Here is a 22,865-nt window from a genome sequence, read left to right on the forward strand (position 1 = left end):
AACTGATATGGCCACCGAGCCCGAATCCAGCCACGACAGCACTGAATCCGCGCTCGATGCATCCGCACTCGGCCCGAGCCGCATTGCGATCGACCGCGAACTCAAGGCAATCCTGTGCGACGTGCTCGGCCTCGATGCAAACGACGTGGCCGGTTTCAACGCCGATACTGGCCTCTTCGGACATTTGCCTGAGCTCGACTCGATGGCGGTCGCGGGACTCCTGACCGAAATGGAAGACCGGCTCGACATCATCATCGACGACGACGATGTCGACGGTGAAATGCTGGAAACCTACGGCGGACTGCTGGCCTTCGCCGAGGCCAAGGCTGTCGAGGGCTAGAGCTCTTGAACATCGCCACCTGGCCTTGCCCCTTGCCCACCGGCAGGACGAGCGAGGAGCTTGTGGTGCAGTTCGACCATACGCGATCCCACCGCCTGCTTGTCGTTCCGGCCCTGTTCGACGAGGCCAACAAGCTGCGCCGAATGACGGTCGAGGTGATGCGGCGGCTCGATCTTTCCGGGATCGATTGCTTCCTGCCCGATCTTCCCGGGACAAATGAGAGCCTTGCCCCGCTCGCGGAGCAGACCCTCGAAAGCTGGCGCGCAAGTGCGGAGGCTGCGGCCCGGCACTTCGATGCGACGCATGTCCTCAGCCTGCGCGGCGGGGCACTGGTTGCCCCTCCCCACATGCCCGGGTGGCAATATGCCCCGCAGACGGGAGGGAAGATTCTGCGCGCACTGCTCCGCGCGCGTACCATCGCCTCGCGTGAAGCGGGCCGCGAGGAAACGATCGACGCCTTGCAGCAACTGGGTCGCAGCGATGGGGTGGAGCTTGCCGGTTGGGAATTCGGGCCCGAGCTTTTTCACCAGCTGGAGACAGCCGAGATCCGCAAGTCGCCAAAGCAGGCGGTGATCGAGCAATCGCACCTTGGCGGTGCCGGCCTATGGCTTCGGGCAGAGCCGGACGAGGACCCGGAGCAGGCCGACGCCCTCGCCGCGATCATCGCGGTAGCGCTCGATGGCAAATCGGACGGCGCCGAATGAGCCGTCTCCCCCTCCAGTTCGGCTGCGGCAGGCACAGTCTTGCGGGCACGCTCGACACCGCGCCAGGGACCAGCGGGCTGCTCATCGTGAGCGGCGGCAACGAGCTACGTTCGGGCGCCTTCTCAGGTCAGGCCAACCTTGCGGCGGAGATAGCCCGCCGGGGTTTTCCGGTGTTTCGCTACGACCGCCGCGGAATCGGCGAGAGCGAAGGCGAGAATCGCGGGTTTCGCAATTCCGAGAAAGACATCCGCTCGGCGCTCGAGGCGTTTCGCGCGATTTCACCGCAGATCAACCGCGTCGTCGCCTTCGGCAATTGCGATGCGGCCTCCGCTCTGATGTTGTCCGGCGGGGCGGGTGCCGACGGCCTGGTGCTGTCCAACCCCTGGACGGTCGAGGACGAGGATGGCGGGGACACCGCACCGCCGCCCGAAGCGATCCGCGCGCGCTATCTCGAAAAGCTCAAGAACCCGAGCGAAGTCGCCCGTCTGCTGAAGGGCGGTGTCGACCTCGGCAAGCTCGTGCGCGGGATAGGGCAATCGATCCGGCCGGGTGCCCAAGCGACGGGGCTTGCCGAAGAGATGCGCGAAGGGCTGTCAGGCTACGGTGGGCATGTGCGGATCCTTCTCGCCGGCTCCGACCGGACCGCACAATTGTTCGATGCCAATTGGGACAAGCAAGACAGCCGCGTCTTCCGCTGCCAGGGGGCGGGCCACAGCTATGTCGAACCGCATGCGCGCGAATGGCTGCGCGAACAACTGCTCGTCGCGCTGCGCGCCTAGCGCGCGAAGTAGCTTGTCAGCTCGACATGGGTCGACCAGCGGAACTGGCCGACCGGGCGTAGCTGCTCCAGCTTGAACCCGGCGTCGACGAGGCGCTTTGCATCGCGCGCCCAGCTCGACGGGTTGCAGCTGACATAGGCCACCCGGCCAATGCTGCTTTCCGCGATACGGCCAATCTGATCCTTGGCCCCCGCGCGCGGCGGATCGAGCAGGACGGCATCGAAGCGCGAGATCTCGTCAGCCATCAAGGGATTGCGGAAGAGGTCGCGGTGAAGCGCATGCACCGGCTTGCCGCTGATCCCCGCGGCCGTCTTGCAGGCGAGATGGGCATCGCGGGCCGCTTCGGCCGCAAGCACCTTGGCCGGGCCGGCCAGATGAAACGCAAAGGTGCCGAGCCCGGCGAACAGGTCGGCGATGGTCTTCGCACCCTCGAGCGTGCGCTTGGCATCTGCGACCATCAGCTCTTCGGCATCGCGGGTCGCCTGCAGGAAGGAGCTGCTGGGAAAGGGGACCGGCACGCCCGCGAAGGTGACGGAAAGCTGCTCCGGCTCCCACATCGCTTCGGGACCGTATCCCTGGTCGAGTGTCAGTCGCGCCAGGCCATTGTCCTGTGCGAATTCGAGCGCCGCCTCGGTCGCCGCGAGGCCCTCGAGCGCGAGATTCTTGAGGCTGCAATCGACGCCCTGGTCGACAAGTGCCAGCTCGATATCGACCGCGCCCTTGCCGCCATGCTTGGCGACGAATTGGCGCAGCGGTTCGACCAGCGCGAACAGTTCCGGCGCAATGACATGGCATTCGGCCAGATCGACGATACGGTGCGATCCGCTCTCGCGGAAACCGACGACTGCGCCCTTGCCTGCCTTCATCGCGTGGAGCGTCGCGCGGCGGCGGCTCCGGGGCGGCGAGAGATGCGTGTCCAGCAGCTGTCCGATGGCCACCCCCTGCCCCTCGGCGGCGTTGACCACGCGGTCGGTCACGAACTGGCGCAGCGCCTCGTCATCGACGTGCTGCAGCTGGCATCCGCCGCAGTTGGCGAAATGGCGGCAGGGTGGCGTGGCGTGATGCGGTCCAGGCTCGAGGCTGCCGTCCTCGCGGACAATATCTCCCGGCGCGGCGCCAGCCACGTGCCGGCCATCCGCCGTGACGCCATCGCCTTTCGCGGCGATGCGAATAATCGTGCCAGTGCTACTCACAATGCGGCGGCGATAGCGCCCGAAACGCAATGTGCAAGCTCGTCGGCAGTGAAAGCCGGGCCAGCCTGCCGGGCGGCCTCGCCATGCAGCCACACCGCTTCGCAGGCCGCCGTGAAGGCATCGCGTCCGGTCGCCATCCGGCTGACCGCAATCCCCGCAAGCACATCGCCGGTCCCGGCACTCGACAGCCAACTCGATGCGGGCGGCGCGAGAGCCAGCCTGCCATCCGGTGCTGCCACAATGGTGTCCGGCCCCTTGGCAAGAATGACCATCCCGCTGACCTTGGCGAGCGCCTGCGCGCGGTCCTGCCGCCCCGAGGCAACGACGGAAAATGTGCGGCACAGCGCATCCAGCTCGCCATCGTGCGGGGTCGCCAGCAGCGGCACATCGGATGGAAGCGAACCGCTGTCGATCAGGTGCAGCGCGTCCGCATCGAGAACCGCCGCAACCTTGCTTTCGAGCGCGCAAGCGAGCCTGTCGCGCGCGATCTCGCCCCGCCCCAGCCCCGGACCGATCAGCACCGCCGCAAGCCGCTCGTCGGCAAGCGCATCCTCCAGCATGTTGTCGTCGATCACCAGCGAGGCAGGCGCGCTGTCATGCCAATTGTCCGACAGCAGCTTCACATAGCCCGCCCCAGCCCGCATTGCGGCCTTGCTCGCCAGGATCGAGGCGCCGGGCATCGCGCCACCGACGACCGCACAGAGCCCCCGCCGGTACTTGTGCGATTCGGCCTCGGGCGCATTCAACCTGGGCCGCGTGATCAGCTGCGCCGCACCCGGTGTCGGTGGGACGCCGATTTCGATCAGCTTGATCTCGCCCATCGCAGCGCGCGCCGGCAGCCGCCAATGCGCGAACTTCCAGGCGCCGAGCGCCAGGGTCAGATCGTAATGCGGCAATCGCTCGTTGAGTAGCGCGCCAGTGTCACTCTCGACGCCTGACGGCAGGTCGATGGCAACGCTGTGATGGTGCCGCTCCGCAAGGTCGCGCAGCATGAGCGCATGTTCGCCCGACAGCGGCCGGGCGAGCCCTGAACCGAACAGGCAATCGACCAACACATCCCCGCGGGTTCCGTTTCCGGCAGTGCGGACCTCGCCGCGATAATTCGACCGGGCATTGCGCGCGGCATCGGTCTTGGGCTCGACCGGGGCGACGACGCCGACCGCGAGCCCACGCTTGCGCAGCGCCTCGGCAATCACATATCCATCGCCGCCATTGTTGCCCGGACCGCACAGGACGGTAACGCTGCGCCCCGCGGCAATGCGCCAGACCCATTCGGCGGCACCCTCGCCTGCGATGCGCATCAGTTCATCGACACTGGTACCCTGATCGAACACCGCCTGTTCGGCGGCCTGCATCTGCGCGACGGTGAGGACCTCGCGCCCGGCCATCACGGCATCGGTGCCGTTGGCAGGCGGTAGCGGTCATCCCCGACCGTTACCTCGAGCATACCGCCCATGATGCCCTGGATCACCTGCTCGGCACCGTCCGCGCTGGCGACGCCAGCACCGCCCGGCAGCAGGTCGAAGCGCCGGAAGCCGCCATCGGGATGCCAGATGACCACCTGCTGCTCCTCGAGCAGTTCTTCATAGGTACAGACGCGCTCGAACTCGGCTGCACCGGCAAGCGCGCAATCGATCGCTTCACCTTGCGGTTCTTCGCTCTCCGTCCCGCCCGAGCAAGCAGAGACCAGGACAAGCGTTAGGAGCGCGCTAGATATCCGCATAGACATGACGCTCGGCCTTTGCACCGGGATGGGTAAGCGCGCCCTTGTAGGCGGGCCCGACATTCTGGGCGTAGCGCCACAAGGTGCCCGACTGATAGTCGTTGGTGCGCGCCTGCCAGCCAGACCGACGCGCCTCGAGCACATCGGCATCGACCTCGAGATCGATGGTTCCAGCCTCGGCATCGATGCTGATGATATCGCCATCCTCGACCAGCGCGATCGGACCACCCTCTGCGGCTTCGGGGCCGACGTGCCCGATGCAGAAGCCGCGGGTAGCGCCCGAAAACCGCCCGTCGGTGATGAGCGCAACCTTCTCGCCCATTCCCTGCCCGTAGAGTGCAGCCGTGGTCGAGAGCATTTCGCGCATTCCCGGCCCGCCCTTGGGGCCTTCGTAGCGGATGACGATCACGCTGCCTTCGGCGATGTCGCGGTTTTCGACCGCTTCGAACGCATCTTCCTCGCAATCGAAGACGCGCGCCGGACCGCTGAACTGCAAGCGATGCATCCCTGCGACCTTAACGATCGCCCCGTCGGGAGCGAGCGAACCCTTCAGCCCAACGACGCCGCCTGTCGGCGTGATCGGGTTCGAGACCTCGAATATCACCTTCTGGTCGGGGTTCCAGGTGACCTCTTCGATATTCTCGCCGATCGTCTTGCCCGAAACCGTCATTGGCTCGGGATCGAGGAAACCGCCATCGAGCAGCGTCTTCATCAGCATGTAAACGCCGCCTGCTTCGTGCATGTCCTTGGCGACATATTTTCCGCCTGGCTTGAGGTCGGCGATATAGGGCGTCGACTTGAATATCTCGGCGACGTCGAAGAGATCGAATTCGATCCCGCATTCGCTCGCCATCGCTGGCAGATGCAATGCCGCATTGGTCGAACCGCCGGTCGCGGCGACCACGCGCGCGGCGTTCTCGAACGCAGCCCTGGTGCAGATATCGCGCGGACGGAGATTGCGCGCGAGCAGTTCCATCACCTGCTTGCCGGCCGCGATAGCGACCTCCTCACGCGACTTGTAAGGAGCGGGTGCCATGTTCGAATTCGGCAGCGAGAGCCCGATGGCCTCGCCAACGCAGGCCATGGTGTTGGCGGTGAACTGACCACCGCAGGCGCCGTGGCCGGGGCAGGCGACCTTCTCCAGCGCGATCAGTTCCTGCAGCGGGCAATTACCCGCGGCGTGCTGACCGACCGCCTCGAAAACATCGACCACGGTCACATCCTCGCCATGGAAAGTGCCCGGCAGGATCGAACCGCCATATACGAAGATCGAAGGCACATTGAGCCGCAGCATGGCCATCATCATGCCCGGCAGGCTCTTGTCGCAACCCGCGAATCCGACCAGCGCGTCATAGCAATGCCCGCGCACCGAGAGTTCGATCGAATCCGCGATCACTTCGCGGCTGACGAGCGAGCTCTTCATCCCCTGGTGGCCCATCGCAATGCCATCGGTCACAGTGATCGTGTTGAACCGGCGTGGCGTGCCGCCGCCATCGACCACACCCTGGCGGCAAATATTCGCCTGCGCGTCGAGCGCCGTGTTGCATGGCGCCGAATCGTTCCCCGCAGACGCGACCGCTACGAAGGGTCGCGCGATCTCCTCCTCGGTCATTCCCATCGCATAATAGTAGGACCGATGTGGCGCCCGCTCGGGCCCAACCGAGACGTGACGACTAGGAAGTTTCGACTTGTCGAAGCGGCTGGACATATTGTTTCCCGTATCCAAGGATTCACGAAACGCGCCCTGCCCCTACTTGGGGGCGAACGCAACCCTGCTATCGCTCAGGCTTCGGCCTTGAGCGCGAGGTCGACCCGCCCCGCCACATCGGCGACCATCGCCGCCCAGCGCGCCTGATCGGCGCGGGTCGCAATTAGGTCCTGTCGGATCTCGAGGAACATGTAGGGGCGACCATGCGCCTCGGCATGGCGGTTCATCGTCGCGTTGAGCTCGGCCCCCGAATAGGGCTCGTTCTCGCCCACCTCGAGGCCAAGCTCGCCGAACAGGCGAACGGCGTGGCGCGCGGCGCGGTCATCCTCGTTGTACAGCAGCGAGACCTCCCATGGGCGATGCTTGTCGCAAGTCGCCATCTCGGGGGTGAAGCTGTGCAGCGATACGATCAAATCGGGTTCGATCGCATCGAGCCAGTGGGCGAGCGCCGCGTGATAGGGGCGATGGAACCGCTTGAGCCGGGCTTCGACATCTGCCCCGATATTGCCGGGGATCAGGTGCCCGTCGCTCTCGGTCGGCACGACCTTGGGGTGATCTTCCTCGCGGTGAAGGTCGCACACCAGGCGGCTGACGCAGGCGATATGTGCGGGAACGCCGTGGCGCCGCGAAATCCGGTCGGCAATCCCCTCGATCCCGATGTCGAGCGCGACGTGCTGGGTCAGCAGTTCGCGCGGAATGCCGAGTTCGATGTCGTCCGGAACGTAATTCGACGCGTGGTCGGCGACGCAGACGAGACCGCCGCGCTTGACAGTGCCGACCTGGCGATAGGGTTTGTCGTCAAGAATCATCTCAGCGATCCTACCATCTGCCACCATTGCGGTTCCAGTTCGCTGAGGATTCCCGCGGCCTTGTCGCGCTGTGCGGCGCTTTCGTAGAGCGCGAAGCAGGTCGCGCCCGAACCCGACATGGCGACGTGCCAGGGATCGGTGTCATTGAGCGACTCGAGCACGTCGGCGATGGCCGGGCAGATCGTGACTGCCGGAGCCTGCAGGTCGTTGCGGCCCTCGCGGGTGATCTGGCTGGCGGGGCCATCAGGGAGCGGTCCGCGATCTGCGCCATCCCCAACACTGGCCCAAGCCTTGAACACCGGCCCGGTCGGGACCGGTTGCCGTGGGTTGACGAGCAGCACCGCCATGCCCGCCATGTCGTTCTCGACCGGCTCGAGTTCGGTCCCGGTGCCCCGCCCGATCGCCATTTCGCTGCGCACGCAGGCTGGGACGTCGGCACCGAGCCGGGCGGCACGCTCTTCCCAGTCGTCGGGCAAGCCGTGTATCGCCTCGACGATCCGGAACACCGCCCCGGCGTCAGCCGATCCTCCGCCCAGCCCCGCGGCGACCGGCAGGTTCTTTTCGAGCGAGATATGCAGGCCCTGAGGTCGCGGCAGCGCGGTCAGCGCGCGCCAGACGAGATTGTCGAAGGGGTTGTCGAGATTCGCTGCGAACTCGCCGATCGTTTCCGCGCGATCCTGCTCGGCCGGTTGCGCGGTCAGGACATCGCCGCAATCGACGAAGGCGAATAGCGTTTCGAGCTCGTGATAACCGTCCTCGCGCCGCCTGCGGACATGCAGCGCGAGGTTGATCTTGGCGTAAGCGGTTTCGGTGAGCGCCAAAGGCGTCACATATTCGGGTAGTTCGGGCCGCCGCCACCTTCGGGCGTGATCCATTCGATGTTCTGGTTCGGGTCCTTGATATCGCAGGTCTTGCAGTGGACGCAGTTCTGCGAGTTGATCTGGAACCGCGGCTCGCCCGAATCCTCGTCGACCAGCCATTCATAGACGCCGGCCGGGCAATAGCGGGTCGAAGGCCCGGCAAATACGCCCAGCTCGCTTTCCTTCTGCAGCTCGGGGTTGAGCAGCTTGAGGTGGTTCGGCTGGTCCTCCGCATGGTTGGTGAACGAGAATGCCACATTGGTCAGCCGGTCGAAGCTGACCACGCCATCGGGCTTGGGATAATCGATCGGCTGGTACAGGTCGGCCCGCTGCAGCGCCTCGTAGTCGCGGTGATGCTTCATGCTGATCGGCAGCCCGATCTTGAGCGTGCGCATCCACATGTCGAGCCCGCCGATGATGGTGCCCAGTTTGCCGCCGAACTTGGCCACTGCCGGCTCGGCATTCTGGACCAGCTTCAGCTCGGTGGCGATCCAGCTTGCGCGCAGGTTCGCTTCGTAATCGCCCAGCTCGGTGTGCTCGCTGCCAGCGCCGATCGCAGCCGCGACGCTTTCCGCTGCCAGCATGCCGCTCTTCATCGCGGTGTGGCTGCCCTTGATGCGCGGCACGTTGACGAAGCCCGCGGCGCAGCCGATCAACGCGCCGCCCGGGAAGGCGAGCTTGGGAATGCTCTGCCAGCCACCCTCGTTGATCGCGCGCGCGCCATAGGCGACACGCTTGCCACCCTCGAGATACTCGCGGATCGCCGGGTGTTTCTTCCAGCGCTGGAATTCCTGGTAGGGCGAGACGTAGGGGTTCTTGTAGTCGAGCGCCGTCACGAAGCCGAGCGCGACCTGGCCATTGGCCTGGTGGTAGAGGAAGCCGCCACCCCAATTGTCGGTCTCCGACAGCGGCCAGCCCTGCGTGTGGATCACACGGCCGGGCACATGCTTGTCGGAATCGATGTCCCACAATTCCTTGATGCCGATGCCATAGACCTGCGGCTGGCAATTGGCTTCAAGTTCGTATTTGGCCTTGAGCTTCTTGGTCAGATTGCCGCGCGCACCCTCTGCAAACAGCGTGTACTTGGCGTGGATCTCCATGCCCGGCTGGTAATCGCCCTTGTGCGAGCCATCCGCCGCTACGCCCATGTCCTGTGTGATCACGCCGATGACAGCGCCCGCATCGTTGAACATGACTTCTGCCGCGGGGAAGCCGGGGAAGACCATGACTCCCAGCCCTTCCGCCTGTTCGGCAAGCCAGCGGGTGAGATTGCCGAGCGAGCCCGTGTAGCAGCCGTGGTTGCTCATCAGCGGCGGCATCATGATGTGCGGCAGCGAGGTCTTGCCGCCCTTCGAAAGCACCCAGTGCCAATTGTCGGTCACGGGCGTTTCCGCCATCGGACAGTTCATGTCGCGCCAGTCGGGGAACAGCTCCTCGAGCGCCTTTGGATCGACCACCGCGCCCGACAGGATGTGCGCGCCGATCTCCGAACCCTTCTCGAGGACGACCACCTCGAGGCTGTCATTGACCTGCTTCAAGCGGATCGCCGCAGCGAGCCCCGCTGGCCCACCGCCGACAATCACGACATCACATGGCATCGATTCACGTTCGCTCATGGTGCTTCCAGCCCTCGAAATTTTTCGTGTTCAACCTTCCGGTCATGCCTTGATTGCTGGCCCTCGGAAGGTCAAGACCTGCTGGAGCGCCGATGGATGACCAGAACCCCCTTGATGCGAGCGATATCGCTGCCGCCTTCGATTGGTGGCGCGATGCCGGTGTCGACCTCGACTTTTCCGATGACGCTACGGATTGGCTAGCCGCGGCAGCACCTGCAGAAGCTGCGCCCGAACCGGCCGTTGCCGTGCGCAAGAGCGCGCCCGAGCAGGCAGCAGCGCCCGCCGAAAAGATCGCATTGCTGGGTCCCCAACCGCCCACGACGCTTGAGGCATTTCGCGAATTCTGGCTCACGGCCCCCGGTCTCGATGCGATCGGACCGCGCGGGAGGATCGCCCCGTGGGGCGCGGCATCACCCGATCTAATGTTTCTTGTTACCGATCCGGAGGAGCAGGACAGCGACAAGCTGCTGTCGGGACCGCAGGGTCGGCTGCTGTCGCGAATCATCGCGGCCATGGGGTTCGAGGAAGATGCGGTCTATCTCGCATCCGCCCTGCCCCGGCACACACCGATGGCCGATGGCGCTACGCTGGCGCAGTCTGGCCTCGGCGAAGTGCTGCTCCACCACGTCGGCCTCGTGGCGCCGCGCCGGATCGTGGCCTTCGGCGCCAACCTCCCGCCGCTTTTGGGGCACAATGCGGCGCAAGGCCCTCACTCTTTACGAGAAATAAACCATGACGGGCGAAGCATACCGATATTGGTAGCAGAAGGGCTCGAGAGCATGATGGCAATGCCCAGGCTCAAGGCCCGTTTCTGGCATAGATGGCTCGATTGGACGGCAGACTGACATGAACCCCAAGGGCGTTCGGATTTTCGCAGCCGCATTGTTGGCTGGCAGCACCCTTTTCCCGGCAACTCAGGCCAGCGCGAACACGAGCGCGGAATATTTCCGCGCACGCATGGCCAACACCAATGTTCCCGAACTGCTGAGCAAGGGCGAGCGGGAATATTACGCCGACCTGTTTCGCGCGATCGACCGCGAGGAATGGACCAGGGTCGACCAATTGCTGAAGGATCGCCCGGACGGGCCGCTCCACCAGGTTGCAACCGCCGAATTCTACACCGCGGCCACCAGCCCGGCTGTCACGGCCGAGCAGGCCGCCGCGTGGCTCGACAAGGGCACCTTGCTGCCGCAAAGCGAACAGATCGGGCGGATCGGGCTCAAACGCGGGCTCGAAACGCTTCCCGCGATGCCGAGCGAACGGTCGTTCCAGCGCCAGCCCTATGCGACCAAGCGCATCCTGCCGCGCACGGTCTCCGACGGGACCATGCCGGAAACGGTGCGCAGCGAGATCCTCGAGCGGATCAAGAACGACGATCCGGGCGGCGCACGGCTGCTGCTCGACGGGATCGACGCCTCACTGAGTTCCGAGGCGCGCGCCGAGTGGCGCCAGCGGGTCGCCTGGAGCTATTACATCGAGAACAACGACGCCGCCGCACTTGGCATGGCGCGCACCGTGGCCGATGGTTCAGGCGCCTGGGTCGCCGAGGGTGAATGGGTCGCCGGCCTTGCCGCATGGCGGCTGGGGGATTGCAAGCTTTCCGGCGACAGTTTCGCCCGTTCGGCAGCGCAGGCGACCAATCCCGAACTGACCTCGGCCGCGCACTTCTGGGCCGGACGAGCCTATACCCGCTGCCGGCAACCGGCCGATGCGGACAAGCATTTGCGCGCTGCCGCGCGGTTCGACGAGACGCTTTATGGCATGCTCGCCTTCGAACAGCTCGGAATCGACCTTCCGGCCCAGCACGCCGCCGCCGATTTCACGCCCGAGGATTGGCAGAAGCTGCGCGACGAACCCAATATCCGCGTCGCTGTCGCACTCAACGAGATCGGCCAGTCGGGCCTTGCCGACGAGGTGCTGCGGCACCAGGCGAGGATCGGCGATCCGCGCGATTACGGTGCGCTGTCGCGCCTCGCGCGCGAGCTCGGGATGCCGCAGACTCAGCTCTGGATGGCGCACAACGCGCCCTATGGCACCCGCGCCGAACCGGCCTTGCGTTTTCCGACCGCCAAGTGGACCCCGACGACCGGGTGGCAGGTCGACCCGGCGCTGGCCTTCGCTCACGCTTTGCAGGAATCGAACTTCCGCACCCGCGCGGTCAGCCCGGCCAATGCGCGCGGGCTGATGCAGATCACCCCGATCACCGTGCGCCAGCATGCGCCGCGGCTCGAGATGAATGCGAGCTACGTCAATCTCAACGATCCCGAGGTCAATCTCGCCTTCGGCCAGCGCAATCTGAAGATGCTGCGCGACGATCCTGCCACGCAGGGTTACCTGCCCAAGATCATGGCCGCCTACAACGCCGGGCTGACGCCGATCTCGCGCTGGAACTACGAGGTCAAGGACCAGGACGATCCGCTGCTCTACATGGAATCGATCCCCTATTGGGAGACGCGGGGCTATGTCGCGATCGTGATGCGCAACTACTGGATGTACGAGCGTCAGGCAGGCGTGCGTTCGCCCAGCCGCGAAGCGCTTGCCCAGGGGATCTGGCCCCTCTTCCCAGACCTCGCCAGCCAGCGTATGGCCGGTGGTCGAGATGCCAATCGACCCTGACAAGAGCTTCAAGCCGATCAACATTGCCGTGCTGACCGTGTCCGACACCAGGACCGCGGCGGACGACACCTCGGGCGACATCCTTGCCGAACGCGTCAAGTCGGCGGGCCATCACCTCGTCGCGCGCGTTATCGAGAAGGATGATGCGGCCGTGCTGGCGGATCGCTTCAACGCGTGGATCGACGATCCCGGAATCGACGCGATCGTCTCGACCGGGGGCACCGGCCTCACCGGACGCGACGTGACGCCCGAAGCGCTCGACCGGGTCAAGGACAAGACGATCGAGGGGTTCGGCGAGCTGTTTCGCTGGCTCAGCTACAAGAGCATCGGTACCAGCACGGTGCAGTCGCGCGCCTGCGCGGTGGTTGCTCGCGGAACCTACATCTTCGCGCTGCCCGGCTCGAACGGCGCGGTGAAGGATGGCTGGGACGGCATCCTTGCCGAGCAGCTCGACAGCCGCAACCGGCCGTGCAATTTCGTCGAACTGATGCCGCGACTCAGGGAGCAGTAACGCCCGGCGCAGCCCGCGGTGCGAGACCGGCGAGACGCCGGAAATCCTCCGCCCGTTCCTCGCCCATCGGCGCCTGAGGCACTGCATTGTAGAGCATGTCGCTCTGGAACAGCACGAAATAGCCGTTGCGATCGATGATCTGGCGAAAGTCCGACCACTCGAGTCGCGTCGTCCCACGCTCGCTGGCCAGGGTCACTTCGGCCTCGTCCCAGTTGACCTGCGTTTCGCATTGCAGCGCCTTGGCTTGCCGGAAATGCGCTTTCGCCTGCAGCGGCAAGAGGAAGCGCAGGATCAACCAGATCGCAATGGGTGGCGCTATGACCGCGGCGATCAGCAAGGGGGCCGCCCGCTCGGGGCCCACCAGGAAGTACAAGAGCAGGATGATGGTACAGTAGAGTGCCAGCAGCACCGCCATGGTTGTAGGGCGCGAGAGGTTGCGCTTCACCGCGATGCGCGCGACCGCGACAACGTCCGCTTCCGTCATTTGATAGCTGGCACTGCGTTCCATCGCCTCGAAGCTAGCGACCACGCCCGTGGAAGCAACAGCGAATCGCTTGGCCATGTTCCTTATTTGTTCTATTCTGCACGTCATGAGCAAACCGAGGAGAGTTGAGGTTCACGGGCGCGGCGCGCAGTCCGACAAGGTGCCGACGCGCTTTGGATTGAACGAACGCGAGGTGGACGGCGACTGGCGCGACTATGTGGAGCTCCTCGATGGCCCACCCGTGAAACTGCGTACGACTGTGACCGAGGAAAATCCCAAGACCATCCTCAGCTTCAACCAGTCGCCCGACATTGCCTTCGATCGTTCTATCAATGCCTATCGCGGTTGTGAGCATGGCTGTATCTATTGCTTTGCCCGCCCTACCCATGCCTATCACGATCTATCGCCGGGCCTGGACTTCGAAACCAAGCTGTTTGCGAAGCCGAATGCCGCAGAAATCCTGCGAAAAACGCTCGCCAGCCCGCGCTACCGGCCCAAGCCGATCGCGATGGGGACCAACACCGATCCCTACCAGCCGATCGAGCGAAATTACCGGATAACCCGCCAGGTGCTCGAGGTTTGCCTCGATGCGCGCCATCCGGTGACCATAACCACGAAGTCCGATCGGGTGCTCGATGACATCGCCTTGCTCGCCGAAATGGCGAAACGGCGACTCGTAGCGGTCGCTATCTCGGTGACGACCCTCGATCCCAAGCTTTCGGGCAAGCTCGAACCGCGCGCCGCAGCCCCGGAAAAGCGGATGGCGGCCTTGGGCAAGCTGGTCGACGCTGGCATCCCGGCGCACTGCTCGATCGCCCCGATCATCCCCGCCATTACCGACGAATTCATGGAGGAGATCATCCAGCGCGCCGCCGCGATGGGTGTGAACAGCGCGGGCTGGATCCCGCTGCGACTGCCGCACGAGGTCGCGCCGCTGTTCCGCGAATGGCTCGATGTCCACTACCCCGAGCGGGCGGGCAAGGTGATGAGCATCGTTCGCTCGATTCGCTCGAGCCGTGATAACGACCCCGACTTCTTTACTCGGCTCAAACCCACCGGCGTGTGGGCGGAGCTGTTCCGGACCCGCTTTCGCATCGCCTGCAAACGCGCCGGGATCAGCAGTACCGCGATGAGCAGCACGATGGGCGAACGGTTCGAACTCGATTGCACGCAGTTCCGTGCCCCGGAAACCGGCGGGCAGCTGCGCTTGCTCTAACCCGCTGTTTACCAAGATCGACTAAGCCCGCCGTTGATGGATAGTGAGACAATCACGGTTTCGAACGCGCTCGACGGGCGAGCATGGGCGCTGTGCGTTCTGCTTACGCTCTGCCCTGCCCTGTTTGCCGCCTGGTACGCGAATTCACCGGCGGACCTCGCCCCCGCCCTCGCTATTCTGCCTGCATGGATGGCGGCTGCCGCAATCCTCGCAGCCATCGGCGCCTTTGCGCACATGGTCGCTCGCAAGGAACCCAGCCCGGCGGCCGCGATAGCGAGAATGGTACAGCAGGACTGGCGTGCAATCCTGCAAGCCGCGCTACTGATCCTCCTTGCAGGCCTCAACATGATCACCTTCATGTGGATCAAGCCATTGCTCAACCAACTGGTGCCGTTCTGGGCTGACCCGCTGCTTGCTCTGTTCGATAACGCCCTGTTCTTCGGCCACGATCCGTGGACGCTGCTCGACTGGGCCAATGTCCCATTCGCAGGGCTGATCTACCATCCGGTGTGGTTCTTCACGATCGCGATCGCCCTGTTGGTTGCAACTTTCGCTCCCGCCTCGCGGGAACGATCGGCGATTATCGTGAGCTATTTCGTGCTGTGGTCGCTGGTCGCGCCAATCGTGCACAGCCTGCTTCCAGCTGTCGGACCGATCTTCTACGAAGCCATGGGCTATGGGCCGCGCTTCGCGGCCATGCAGAACAATCCCGAAACAGCGGCGGTCGCCGGATATTTGTGGGATTTCTACGAAAGCGGCAGCTTCGGTGCCGGCAACGGAATCTCCGCCATGCCTTCGATGCATGTCACGACCAGCAGCTGGGTCGTCATCGCAACCTATGTGCTGCGCCGCCGCTGGCTCCCCGTCGCTCTCGCGGCCTGGGCCGTGATCTTCACGCTGTCGATTGCGCTCGGCTGGCACTACGCGGTCGATGGCATTGTCGGGGCAATTGCTGCCTTCAGCGTCTACCGCCTGTGCCTGCTTTTCTTCGCGGATCGACCTGGCGAACCGGTTTCGATCGCGCAGCCTGTTCCCAATCCCGCCTAGAATCCTGCGCCCGCGTCACCGGGTTTGAAGCGAATCAGGCGGCTGTCGACCAGCGCCGCCGTGCGGTTCTGAACTGCGAGCTGGTAATCGGCATCCTTGATCATCTCGAAGAAGGCGCCGGCGTTGGGATAGCGCGCAACGAAGCCATCGTGCCAGCGCTTGTCTTCCGGCCCTGTCACCATGGTCTGGAAGGCCCCGCGCCACACGATCTCGCCCCCGACTCGGCGAAAGATCGGACCGCTGGTCTTGCCATATTCCTCATAGGCACGCCGCCCGCTCCAGCCATTGCCATGGTGCTCGTGACCTTCCGGATATTCGGCGAGGTCCCGATAAAGCAGCAGGTTGAGCATGTGGATCGGCTCGTCGCGCGGCAGGTCCTTGAAGGCCTGGAAGTTGGCGGGACTGGGGTCGATGTAGGTGTCGCTCATTGGGGCAATCCTCCCTGCGTCAAATCATACTGCATGTAGACGGTATCGAGCCGACGCCCGAACTTGAAGCCGACATTGCGCATCCTGCCGGCGTGGACGAAACCGAGCTTCGCATGGAGTGCGACCGAGGCGGGCTCACCCCCGCCAGCCACCGCGATCATCTGCTCGAACCCCGCTATGCGCGCCGCAGCGATCAACTCGCCAAGCAATCTGGATCCAACGCCCGCGCCGCGCGCATTTTCGGCGACGTAGATGCTGTTCTCGCAAGTATGCGCATAGGCAGCGCGGTCACGGAACTGGGTGGCATAAACATATCCGAGCACCCCATTCGCGCCTTCAGCAACGAGGAACGGCCAACCACGTCCGCCGATGTCCGCGATCTTTCCTTCCCAAAAGGAAACGTCCGGCGCTTCGGTGTCGAACGTCGCGGTGCCATGCGCGACGTGGTAGGCATAGATATCGCAAATGGCCTGCGCATCACCGGGAAGCGCAGGCCGAATTGCAATTTCAGGCAAGCTTATAGTCCTTGAACTGGTCGCGCAGGTCCTTCTTGCTGATCTTGCCGGTCGCCGTGTGCGGAATTTCGTCGATGAACTCGACCGCGTCAGGCAACCACCACTTGGCGATCAGCGGCTTGAGGTGGTCGATCACCTCGTCCTGCGTCAATTCGGTGCCTTCCTTCTTCACCACGAACAGGACCGGGCGTTCGTCCCACTTGGGGTGGAACATGCCAACGCAGGCGGCCTCGGCAATCGCCGGGTGGCCCACCGCCGCATTCTCGAGTTCGACCGAGCTGATCCATTCGCCGCCAGACTTGATCACGTCCTTGGTCCGGTCGGTCAGCTGCAGCGTTCCGTCCGGGTGGATGATGCCGACGTCGCCGGTGTCGAACCAGCCCTCGTTGTTCACCGCGTCCTGCTCGGCCTTGAAGTAGCGCTTGATGATCCACGGGCCGCGGATCTGGAGCGCACCAGAGGCTACTCCGTCGCGTGGCAATTCGGTCATCATGTCGTCGAGATCGACCGTCCGCAGTTCGACGCCAAAGATCGGGCGACCCTGCATCGCGGTCTTGTCGACCTTCTCCTCGAAACTGAGCTGGTCCCAATCCCAGGTCGGGCCGCCGACCGTGCCAATCGGGCTGGTCTCGGTCATGCCCCAAGCATGCTGGACGCGGGTCCCGTTCTTCATCAGCCGTTCGATCATGAAACGCGGACAGGCAGAACCGCCGATCGTCGCGGCCTTGAGCGGCGGCAGGTCGATCCCCTCCTTGTCGCAATATTGGAAGTGCGCCAGCCAGACCGTCGGTACGCCCGCGCTGTCGGTTACTTTCTCGCGCATCATCAGTTCGTGCAGCACCGCCGGATCGTTGACCGCGCTGAACACGAACTTGATCCCGGCCATGGCGCCGGCATAGGGCAGGCCCCAACTCGCGGCGTGGAACATCGGGACGACCGGCAACATCACCGAGGCGCTGCTGAAGTTGAATGCCGCTGGCTGAAGCCCGGCAATCGCGTGCATCATGGTCGAGCGGTGCTCGTACTGAACCCCCTTGGGATTGCCGGTGGTGCCCGAGGTGTAGCAGATCATGCAAGGGTCGCGTTCGTCCCCGGCGACCCATTCGAAATCGCCGTCCTGCTCGCCGATCCATTCTTCGAAAGCGGGCGAATGCTCGCCCGAATCGTAGCAGATGTAGTGCTCGACCGTGGTCCAGCGCTCTTTCATCCGGTCGACGATGGGCTGGAACGCCGCATCGTAACACAGCACCTTATCCTCGGCGTGGTTGACGATGTATTCGAGCTGGTCGTCGAACAGGCGCGGGTTGACAGTGTGCAGCACCCCGCCCATCCCGGCGACACCGTACCAGCTGACCAAATGACGCGAGTGGTTCATCGCCAGGCTCGCGACGCGGTCGCCCTTTCTGATGCCCAGCGCCAGCAGCGCCTGCGCCATCTTGAGCGCGTCGGAGCGGATTTCCGCCCAGTTCGTGCGGGTCTCGCTGCCATCGGCCCAGCGCGTGACGATCTCGCGTGAACCGGCCTCGCGCGCGGCATGGTCGATCACATGCGTGATCCGCATGCTCCAGTCTTGCATAGCTCCCAAAGATCCAGTGGGCATTGCCGTTCCTCTTCCCGTTTCGCTTTGCCACCATTCATGCCGACAGCCGACACGCTTGGCAATCGGTGCGGAGAAGAGAAAAAGTTTAGGCGACGAGGCGCAAGCGGGCGCTGGAGCGTTGCGGCTGCAGCGATACGCGATCGAGCCCGCCCACCGCGCTGAGCCGTTCGGCCAGATCGCCGTCGAGCTGGAAATTGCGCCCGAGGCGCATATGCACCTCGCCCTGATCGCCCAGCGGCAGGCGGGCAATGACCTCGCCCTGCCCCTCTTCGCCCGAGGCGAGTTCCATCTTGAGTTCCGCCAGAGCTTCGACGCTCAGGACGTCGAGCGTGAGGAGCATCTTCGTCGCGCCCTTTACCTCGGCTAGCGGCCTTGCCCCTCGAACGGTCACCCGCGGCGCGTCGCCGGGATTGGGCCGGTCGAGTTCGACCGTCAGCAACAGGCATGTCCCGTCGGCTGCCCATTGCTGGAAAGCGGGCACCAGGCTTTCCTCGAAACAGGCGGCAGAGAACTGCCCTGAAGAATCGGAGAAATCGGCGCGGACGTAGTCAGCCCCACGCTTGGTGCGCAGCTTGCTGTAGCCCTCGACCATCGCCGCCATGACCGCGCTGGAGCGCCCGCCGGGCGAGGCACCGCCTTCCATCAGGCTCTGATAGGTTCGCGCACCATTGGCCGAGGCGATCGGCCAGTGCTGCTGGACGGGATGGGCGGAGAAATAGAACCCGAAATTCTCGCGCTCCTTCGCCATCCGCTCGGCACGGGTCCACGGTTCGACTTCCTTCAGGCGCAGGCTGTCGTCCGCCTGGTCTTCGCCGCCGAACAAGCCGACTTGTCCGCTCGAACGTTCACGCTCGGCGGCTTCGGCCACTGCCAGTAGCATGTCCGCGTTCTCGAAGACCTTGGCGCGATCATCTTCCAGCCCGTCGAGCGCGCCTGCCGCCGCCAGCCCTTCCAATTGCCGCGAATTCATCGCGCCCTTGGGCATACGCTCGAACAGGTCCTGCAGGCTCGTGTAAGGCCCGCTACCCTCGCGCTCGGCGACGATCGCTTCCATTGCCTTTTCACCGACATTGCGGATGCCGGCGAGCGCATAGCGCACGGCATAGCCATGATCGGTCTGCTCGACGGTGAAGCGCGCCTCGGACTTGTTGATGTCGGGCGGGAGCACCTCGACCCCGCCGCTGCCATTCGGATAGCGGCGTGCATCATCGACAAAGACCGCCAGCTTCTCCGACTGGTGCATGTCGAAGCACATCGAAGCGGCGTAGAATTCCTCGGGGTAGTGCGCCTTCAGCCAACCGGTCTGGTAGGCGAGCAAGGCGTAGGCCGCAGCGTGCGACTTGTTGAAACCATAGCCTGCAAACTTGTCGATCAAGTCGAACAGTTCGTTGGCCTGCTTCGGCTCGATGTTCGATACTTCCTTGCACCCGTCGACGAAGCGCTGGCGCTGGGCGTCCATCTCGGCCTGCACCTTCTTGCCCATCGCGCGGCGCAGCAGATCGGCGTCGCCGAGCGAGTAGCCGGCGAGGATCTGCGCGGCCTGCATGACCTGTTCCTGGTAGACGAAGATACCGTAGGTCTCGGCAAGGATCTCCTCGAGCTTGGGGTGCGGATACTCGATCGCCACCTCGCCCGCCTTGCGCTGGCCGAACAGCGGAATGTTGTCCATCGGCCCCGGACGGTAGAGTGAAACGAGCGCGATGATGTCGCCGAAATTGGTGGGTTTCACCGCGGTCAGCGTGCGGCGCATTCCTTCGGATTCCAGCTGGAACACGCCGACCGTATTGCCCGCCTGCATGAGATCGTAGACCGCCGGATCGTCGAGCGGCAGCTGCGACAGGTCGAGCTCGATCCCGCGCTTCTCGAGCAGATCGACGGCCTTGCGCAGCACCGACAGCGTCTTCAGCCCGAGGAAGTCGAACTTCACCAGTCCGCTGCTCTCGACATTCTTCATGTCGTATTGCGTGACCGGCATGTCCGAACGCGGATCGCGGTAGAGCGGCACCAACTGCGCCAGCGGCCGGTCGCCGATCACCACCCCGGCCGCGTGGGTCGAGCTGTTGCGGGGCAGCCCCTCCAGTTCCATGGCCAGGTCGACGAGGCGTTTCACCTCATTGTCGTTGTCATACTCGCGCTTGAAATCTGCCGCACCGTTGAGCGCGCGAGGCAGCGTCCAAGGGTCGGTCGGATGGTTCGGCACCATCTTACACAGCCGATCGACGTGGCCGTAGCTCATCTGCAGGATACGGCCGCAATCGCGCAGCACGGCGCGCGCCTTCATCTTGCCGAAGGTGATGATCTGCGCGACGTGATCGTGCCCGTATTTCTGCTGAACATAGCGGATCACCTCGCCGCGCCGCGTTTCGCAGAAGTCGATGTCGAAGTCGGGCATCGACACGCGCTCGGGGTTGAGGAAGCGTTCGAACAGCAGGCCCAGCTTGATCGGGTCGAGGTCCGTAATCGTCAGCGCCCAGGCAACCAGCGAACCGGCACCCGAGCCGCGCCCCGGCCCCACCGGAATGTCATGGTCCTTGGCCCATTTGATAAAGTCGGCAACGATCAGGAAGTATCCCGGGAAACCCATCTGATTGATCACGCCGACTTCGAAATCGAGTCGGTCGAAATAGACCTTGCGCTCCTCTTCCGACATCTCGCCATTGGGTTCGAGCCGCGCCTCGAGACCCTTGCGCGCATCCTCTGCAAGCATCCTGGCCTCGCCTTCGAGGTCGCCGGCGAGGCTGGGCAGGATCGGCTTGCGGTAAGGCGGCGCATAGGCGCAGCGCTGCGCGATCACGAGCGTATTCGCGGTCGCCTCGGGCAAGTCGGCGAATAGCTCGTCCATCATCGGCGCGGTCTTGACGAAAGCTTGCCGGTTGGTGCGCTTGCGATCCTCCGCCTCTATATGGCTCGAATTGGCGATGCACAGCATGGCGTCATGCGCCTTGAACATGTGCGGCTCAGCAAAATTCGCTGGATTGCTCGCCACCAGCGGCAGCTCCCGCGTATAGGCAAGGTCGATCAAGGCGCTTTCGGCGCGCCTTGCCACCTCGTCGCCATTGCGAGCAATCTCGATATAGAACCGGTCGCGAAACAGCGCTTGCAAGCGGTCGCAGAGGATTTCCGCATGGCCGGCCTGCCCCTCGGCGAGAAGCCTCGTCAATGCGCCCTCGCCCGCACCGGAAAGCGCGATCAGCCCCTCGGTATGGCCATCGAGATCGGCGAGCTGCACGTGGGGTTCGAACTCAAGCGGGCGATCGAGATGCGCCTTCGACACAAGATGGCAGAGATTGTCGTAACCTGTCTCGTCCTGGGCATAGAGCGGCAGGTAATCGACCTGCTTGCCTTCCTCCGCCCCATCTCTCGCCTGGCGCGCCACCCCCAGCAACGTGCCGATGATCGGTTGGATGCCCTCGCCCTTGCAGGCGCCCGCAAACATGACCGCTCCGTAAAGGCCGTTGCGGTCGCAGATCGCGATTGCGGGAAAGCCGCGCTCCTTCGCCAGCTTGGCAATCGCCTTGGGATCGATTGCCCCTTCGAGCATCGAATAGGACGAGAGAACGCGCAGCGGAACGAAAGGAGCGAAGGGCATGTTCGCAATATGCGAACTTCCCCGGCGAATCTCCAGCGCCGAGCAGGCTCAATTCTCCACAGGCTGCGGAAAAATCAGAGGACCTTTTCGATATCCTTCGCGATGCTCGCGGGCGCATCGGTCGAGCCATAGCGCTTCACGACATTGCCATCGCGATCGATCAGGAATTTAGTGAAGTTCCACTTGATCGCGCTCGTACCCATGAAGCCCTTCTGCTCGCTCTTCATCCAGTCGAACAGTGGCGATGCATCCGGACCGTTGACGTCGACCTTCTCCATCAAGGGGAAGGTCACGCCGAAATTGACCTTGCAGAATTCCTGGATTTCATCGGCATTGCCCGGTTCCTGCGCACCGAACTGGTTGCAGGGGAAGCCCAGCACTTCAAAGCCTTGATCCTTGTACTTCTGGTACAGCGCCTCGAGCCCGTCATACTGCGGGGTAAAGCCGCATTTGCTGGCGGTATTGACCACCAGCAGCACGTTGCCCTTCTTCTCGGCAAGGTCGAGTTGTTCACCGCGGTTGGTGGTGACGGTGAAATCGGCAATCGTGGTCATTCGGCTGTCCTAGTCTGAATCGGCTTCCTTCGGCCGATATAGGAAGTCGAAGCTCGTTTGCCACGAGATTCCATGGTCCGTCGATGCTTCGCCGTGCTGGCGAACGCTGCCATCGTCGTTCATTGTGTAGGTCATCCGGGTCAAGGCGTCCTGGCCCGGCCCTGCACCATTGGGCCAGTAGCCGGTCAGAACCATTTTTCCCTCGACGACACCGCCAATGAATTCCACCGCGCCGGGCGAAGAGCCGACCCATTTCTGGTGCCAGCGCTTGGTCGCAGCGTCGTAATGGTTGAGGCTGGTTCCCCCCGCCGACCTGAGCGGCATCCAGTTCTCGACGACGGCGCAGCCATTGAACTTGCGCTCGATGCGGCTGTTGGCGACCTGGTTTTCCTGGCCGTTGGGATAAACCGCCCATTCGCCGACCCAGAAGTCGAAGCCATCATGGCCCTCGGTATCGCAGGCAGGAGGTGCTGGAGGGGGCGTGGTTGGTTGCCCAGCGGGCGCCTGTGCGGCCGAAGCCTGCAGAATTGCGAGTGATGCGATAATCGTGAGCATAGTCCCCTCCTCTGACGA

22 protein-coding genes are annotated in these 22,865 nt (G+C 64.1%); 8 read left to right on the top strand and 14 right to left on the bottom strand.

Annotated features, from left to right (window positions below; all coding sequences use genetic code 11):
• Window positions 1-7 precede the first annotated feature (7 nt).
• The 3 genes from P7228_RS14565 to P7228_RS14575 are packed head-to-tail and all read left to right on the top strand — an operon-like array spanning window position 8 to window position 1,823.
• Entirely contained in the window at window positions 8-340 is a 333-nt protein-coding gene (locus P7228_RS14565; RefSeq protein WP_278015953.1) for a phosphopantetheine-binding protein, read from the top strand.
• Window positions 341-345: 5 nt separating this feature from the next.
• Window positions 346-1,044: an alpha/beta hydrolase family protein gene (locus P7228_RS14570; RefSeq protein WP_278015954.1), complete on the top strand. Its 699-nt coding sequence runs from the start codon at window positions 346-348 to the stop codon at window positions 1,042-1,044.
• The gene (locus tag P7228_RS14575) at window positions 1,041-1,823 is read left to right on the top strand and encodes a hydrolase 1, exosortase A system-associated (protein ID WP_278015955.1); all 783 of its coding nucleotides are present in this window, start codon (window positions 1,041-1,043) and stop codon (window positions 1,821-1,823) included. Before P7228_RS14570 ends, P7228_RS14575 begins: the two co-directional genes overlap by 4 nt.
• On the opposite strand, the gene P7228_RS14580 is transcribed toward P7228_RS14575, so the two are convergent.
• The 7 genes from P7228_RS14580 to P7228_RS14610 all read right to left on the bottom strand — a co-directional run bounded on the left by P7228_RS14580 (window position 1,820) and on the right by P7228_RS14610 (window position 9,732).
• Window positions 1,820-3,016, bottom strand: a complete 1,197-nt coding sequence (locus P7228_RS14580) for a class I SAM-dependent RNA methyltransferase (RefSeq protein WP_278015956.1) — start codon at window positions 3,014-3,016, stop codon at window positions 1,820-1,822. The genes P7228_RS14575 and P7228_RS14580 overlap by 4 nt on opposite strands.
• Entirely contained in the window at window positions 3,013-4,404 is a 1,392-nt protein-coding gene (locus P7228_RS14585; RefSeq protein WP_278015957.1) for an NAD(P)H-hydrate dehydratase, read from the bottom strand. Before P7228_RS14585 ends, P7228_RS14580 begins: the two co-directional genes overlap by 4 nt.
• Window positions 4,404-4,745, bottom strand: a complete 342-nt coding sequence (locus P7228_RS14590; RefSeq protein ID WP_278015958.1) for a hypothetical protein — start codon at window positions 4,743-4,745, stop codon at window positions 4,404-4,406. Before P7228_RS14590 ends, P7228_RS14585 begins: the two co-directional genes overlap by 1 nt.
• Window positions 4,726-6,447 (bottom strand): dihydroxy-acid dehydratase, encoded by a 1,722-nt coding sequence (gene ilvD, locus P7228_RS14595; RefSeq protein WP_278015959.1) that lies wholly within the window; start codon window positions 6,445-6,447, stop codon window positions 4,726-4,728. Before ilvD ends, P7228_RS14590 begins: the two co-directional genes overlap by 20 nt.
• A gap of 74 nt (window positions 6,448-6,521) precedes the next feature.
• Complete coding sequence (locus P7228_RS14600) at window positions 6,522-7,256, bottom strand: N-formylglutamate amidohydrolase (protein WP_278015960.1); 735 nt, start codon at window positions 7,254-7,256, stop codon at window positions 6,522-6,524.
• Complete coding sequence (locus P7228_RS14605) at window positions 7,253-8,131, bottom strand: 4-(cytidine 5'-diphospho)-2-C-methyl-D-erythritol kinase (RefSeq protein WP_278015961.1); 879 nt, start codon at window positions 8,129-8,131, stop codon at window positions 7,253-7,255. The genes P7228_RS14600 and P7228_RS14605 overlap by 4 nt, the downstream gene beginning before the upstream one ends.
• Window positions 8,083-9,732, bottom strand: a complete 1,650-nt coding sequence (locus tag P7228_RS14610) for an electron transfer flavoprotein-ubiquinone oxidoreductase (protein WP_278015962.1) — start codon at window positions 9,730-9,732, stop codon at window positions 8,083-8,085. Before P7228_RS14610 ends, P7228_RS14605 begins: the two co-directional genes overlap by 49 nt.
• A 92-nt stretch (window positions 9,733-9,824) precedes the next feature.
• Between P7228_RS14610 and P7228_RS14615 the strand changes: the two genes are divergently transcribed.
• From P7228_RS14615 to moaB, 3 genes are read left to right on the top strand one after another with little or no spacing between them, the layout of a single operon-like run.
• Window positions 9,825-10,577 carry a uracil-DNA glycosylase family protein gene (locus tag P7228_RS14615; protein ID WP_278015963.1) on the top strand — a complete coding sequence of 251 codons (753 nt, stop codon included), beginning with the start codon at window positions 9,825-9,827 and terminating at the stop codon, window positions 10,575-10,577.
• 1 nt (window position 10,578) lies between these two features.
• Complete coding sequence (locus P7228_RS14620) at window positions 10,579-12,348, top strand: lytic transglycosylase domain-containing protein (RefSeq protein WP_278015964.1); 1,770 nt, start codon at window positions 10,579-10,581, stop codon at window positions 12,346-12,348.
• Window positions 12,332-12,859 (top strand): molybdenum cofactor biosynthesis protein B, encoded by a 528-nt coding sequence (gene moaB / locus P7228_RS14625; RefSeq protein ID WP_278015965.1) that lies wholly within the window; start codon window positions 12,332-12,334, stop codon window positions 12,857-12,859. The genes P7228_RS14620 and moaB overlap by 17 nt, the downstream gene beginning before the upstream one ends.
• On the opposite strand, the gene P7228_RS14630 is transcribed toward moaB, so the two are convergent.
• On the bottom strand, window positions 12,846-13,421 hold the full coding sequence (locus P7228_RS14630) for a YcxB family protein (protein ID WP_278015966.1): 576 nt from the start codon (window positions 13,419-13,421) through the stop codon (window positions 12,846-12,848). The two genes, moaB and P7228_RS14630, sit on opposite strands and share 14 nt — an antisense overlap.
• 28 nt (window positions 13,422-13,449) lie before the next feature.
• Between P7228_RS14630 and P7228_RS14635 the strand changes: the two genes are divergently transcribed.
• Window positions 13,450-14,559: a PA0069 family radical SAM protein gene (locus P7228_RS14635; protein ID WP_278015967.1), complete on the top strand. Its 1,110-nt coding sequence runs from the start codon at window positions 13,450-13,452 to the stop codon at window positions 14,557-14,559.
• A 36-nt stretch (window positions 14,560-14,595) separates the two neighbouring features.
• A complete protein-coding gene (locus tag P7228_RS14640; protein ID WP_278015968.1) occupies window positions 14,596-15,606 on the top strand; it encodes a phosphatase PAP2 family protein in 1,011 nt (336 codons plus the stop codon).
• On the opposite strand, the gene P7228_RS14645 is transcribed toward P7228_RS14640, so the two are convergent.
• The 6 genes from P7228_RS14645 to P7228_RS14670 all read right to left on the bottom strand — a co-directional run bounded on the left by P7228_RS14645 (window position 15,603) and on the right by P7228_RS14670 (window position 22,847).
• Window positions 15,603-16,034, bottom strand: coding sequence for a DUF1330 domain-containing protein (locus P7228_RS14645; RefSeq protein ID WP_278015969.1), 432 nt, complete (start codon window positions 16,032-16,034; stop codon window positions 15,603-15,605). The two genes, P7228_RS14640 and P7228_RS14645, sit on opposite strands and share 4 nt — an antisense overlap.
• Window positions 16,031-16,555 (bottom strand): GNAT family N-acetyltransferase, encoded by a 525-nt coding sequence (locus P7228_RS14650; RefSeq protein ID WP_278017784.1) that lies wholly within the window; start codon window positions 16,553-16,555, stop codon window positions 16,031-16,033. The genes P7228_RS14645 and P7228_RS14650 overlap by 4 nt, the downstream gene beginning before the upstream one ends.
• Window positions 16,542-18,149, bottom strand: coding sequence for a long-chain fatty acid--CoA ligase (locus P7228_RS14655; protein ID WP_278015970.1), 1,608 nt, complete (start codon window positions 18,147-18,149; stop codon window positions 16,542-16,544). The genes P7228_RS14650 and P7228_RS14655 overlap by 14 nt, the downstream gene beginning before the upstream one ends.
• A gap of 85 nt (window positions 18,150-18,234) precedes the next feature.
• Window positions 18,235-21,738 carry a DNA polymerase III subunit alpha gene (gene dnaE, locus P7228_RS14660; protein ID WP_278015971.1) on the bottom strand — a complete coding sequence of 1,168 codons (3,504 nt, stop codon included), beginning with the start codon at window positions 21,736-21,738 and terminating at the stop codon, window positions 18,235-18,237.
• 74 nt (window positions 21,739-21,812) lie between these two features.
• Window positions 21,813-22,292, bottom strand: a complete 480-nt coding sequence (locus P7228_RS14665; protein ID WP_278015972.1) for a glutathione peroxidase — start codon at window positions 22,290-22,292, stop codon at window positions 21,813-21,815.
• Between the two features lie 9 nt (window positions 22,293-22,301).
• A complete protein-coding gene (locus tag P7228_RS14670; protein WP_278015973.1) occupies window positions 22,302-22,847 on the bottom strand; it encodes a hypothetical protein in 546 nt (181 codons plus the stop codon).
• Window positions 22,848-22,865 lie beyond the last annotated feature (18 nt).

The sequence above is a fragment of the Altererythrobacter sp. CAU 1644 genome (genome assembly GCF_029623755.1).
GTDB classification, from domain to species: domain Bacteria; phylum Pseudomonadota; class Alphaproteobacteria; order Sphingomonadales; family Sphingomonadaceae; genus Erythrobacter; species Erythrobacter arenosus.

Excerpts from the sequence above, each read along its gene's own strand:
- P7228_RS14565 (WP_278015953.1), top strand. The coding sequence starts at position 8 with ATGGCCACCGAGCCCGAATCCAGCCACGACAGCACTGAATCCGCGCTC.
- P7228_RS14575 (WP_278015955.1), top strand. The coding sequence starts at position 1,041 with ATGAGCCGTCTCCCCCTCCAGTTCGGCTGCGGCAGGCACAGTCTTGCG.
- P7228_RS14585 (WP_278015957.1), bottom strand. The coding sequence starts at position 4,404 with ATGGCCGGGCGCGAGGTCCTCACCGTCGCGCAGATGCAGGCCGCCGAA.
- P7228_RS14590 (WP_278015958.1), bottom strand. The coding sequence starts at position 4,745 with ATGTCTATGCGGATATCTAGCGCGCTCCTAACGCTTGTCCTGGTCTCT.
- ilvD (WP_278015959.1), bottom strand. The coding sequence starts at position 6,447 with ATGTCCAGCCGCTTCGACAAGTCGAAACTTCCTAGTCGTCACGTCTCG.
- P7228_RS14600 (WP_278015960.1), bottom strand. The coding sequence starts at position 7,256 with ATGATTCTTGACGACAAACCCTATCGCCAGGTCGGCACTGTCAAGCGC.
- P7228_RS14605 (WP_278015961.1), bottom strand. The coding sequence starts at position 8,131 with ATGGATCACGCCCGAAGGTGGCGGCGGCCCGAACTACCCGAATATGTG.
- P7228_RS14610 (WP_278015962.1), bottom strand. The coding sequence starts at position 9,732 with ATGAGCGAACGTGAATCGATGCCATGTGATGTCGTGATTGTCGGCGGT.
- P7228_RS14615 (WP_278015963.1), top strand. The coding sequence starts at position 9,825 with ATGGATGACCAGAACCCCCTTGATGCGAGCGATATCGCTGCCGCCTTC.
- P7228_RS14620 (WP_278015964.1), top strand. The coding sequence starts at position 10,579 with ATGAACCCCAAGGGCGTTCGGATTTTCGCAGCCGCATTGTTGGCTGGC.
- moaB (WP_278015965.1), top strand. The coding sequence starts at position 12,332 with ATGCCAATCGACCCTGACAAGAGCTTCAAGCCGATCAACATTGCCGTG.
- P7228_RS14630 (WP_278015966.1), bottom strand. The coding sequence starts at position 13,421 with ATGGCCAAGCGATTCGCTGTTGCTTCCACGGGCGTGGTCGCTAGCTTC.
- P7228_RS14635 (WP_278015967.1), top strand. The coding sequence starts at position 13,450 with ATGAGCAAACCGAGGAGAGTTGAGGTTCACGGGCGCGGCGCGCAGTCC.
- P7228_RS14640 (WP_278015968.1), top strand. The coding sequence starts at position 14,596 with ATGGATAGTGAGACAATCACGGTTTCGAACGCGCTCGACGGGCGAGCA.
- P7228_RS14645 (WP_278015969.1), bottom strand. The coding sequence starts at position 16,034 with ATGAGCGACACCTACATCGACCCCAGTCCCGCCAACTTCCAGGCCTTC.
- P7228_RS14655 (WP_278015970.1), bottom strand. The coding sequence starts at position 18,149 with ATGCCCACTGGATCTTTGGGAGCTATGCAAGACTGGAGCATGCGGATC.
- dnaE (WP_278015971.1), bottom strand. The coding sequence starts at position 21,738 with ATGCCCTTCGCTCCTTTCGTTCCGCTGCGCGTTCTCTCGTCCTATTCG.
- P7228_RS14665 (WP_278015972.1), bottom strand. The coding sequence starts at position 22,292 with ATGACCACGATTGCCGATTTCACCGTCACCACCAACCGCGGTGAACAA.
- P7228_RS14670 (WP_278015973.1), bottom strand. The coding sequence starts at position 22,847 with ATGCTCACGATTATCGCATCACTCGCAATTCTGCAGGCTTCGGCCGCA.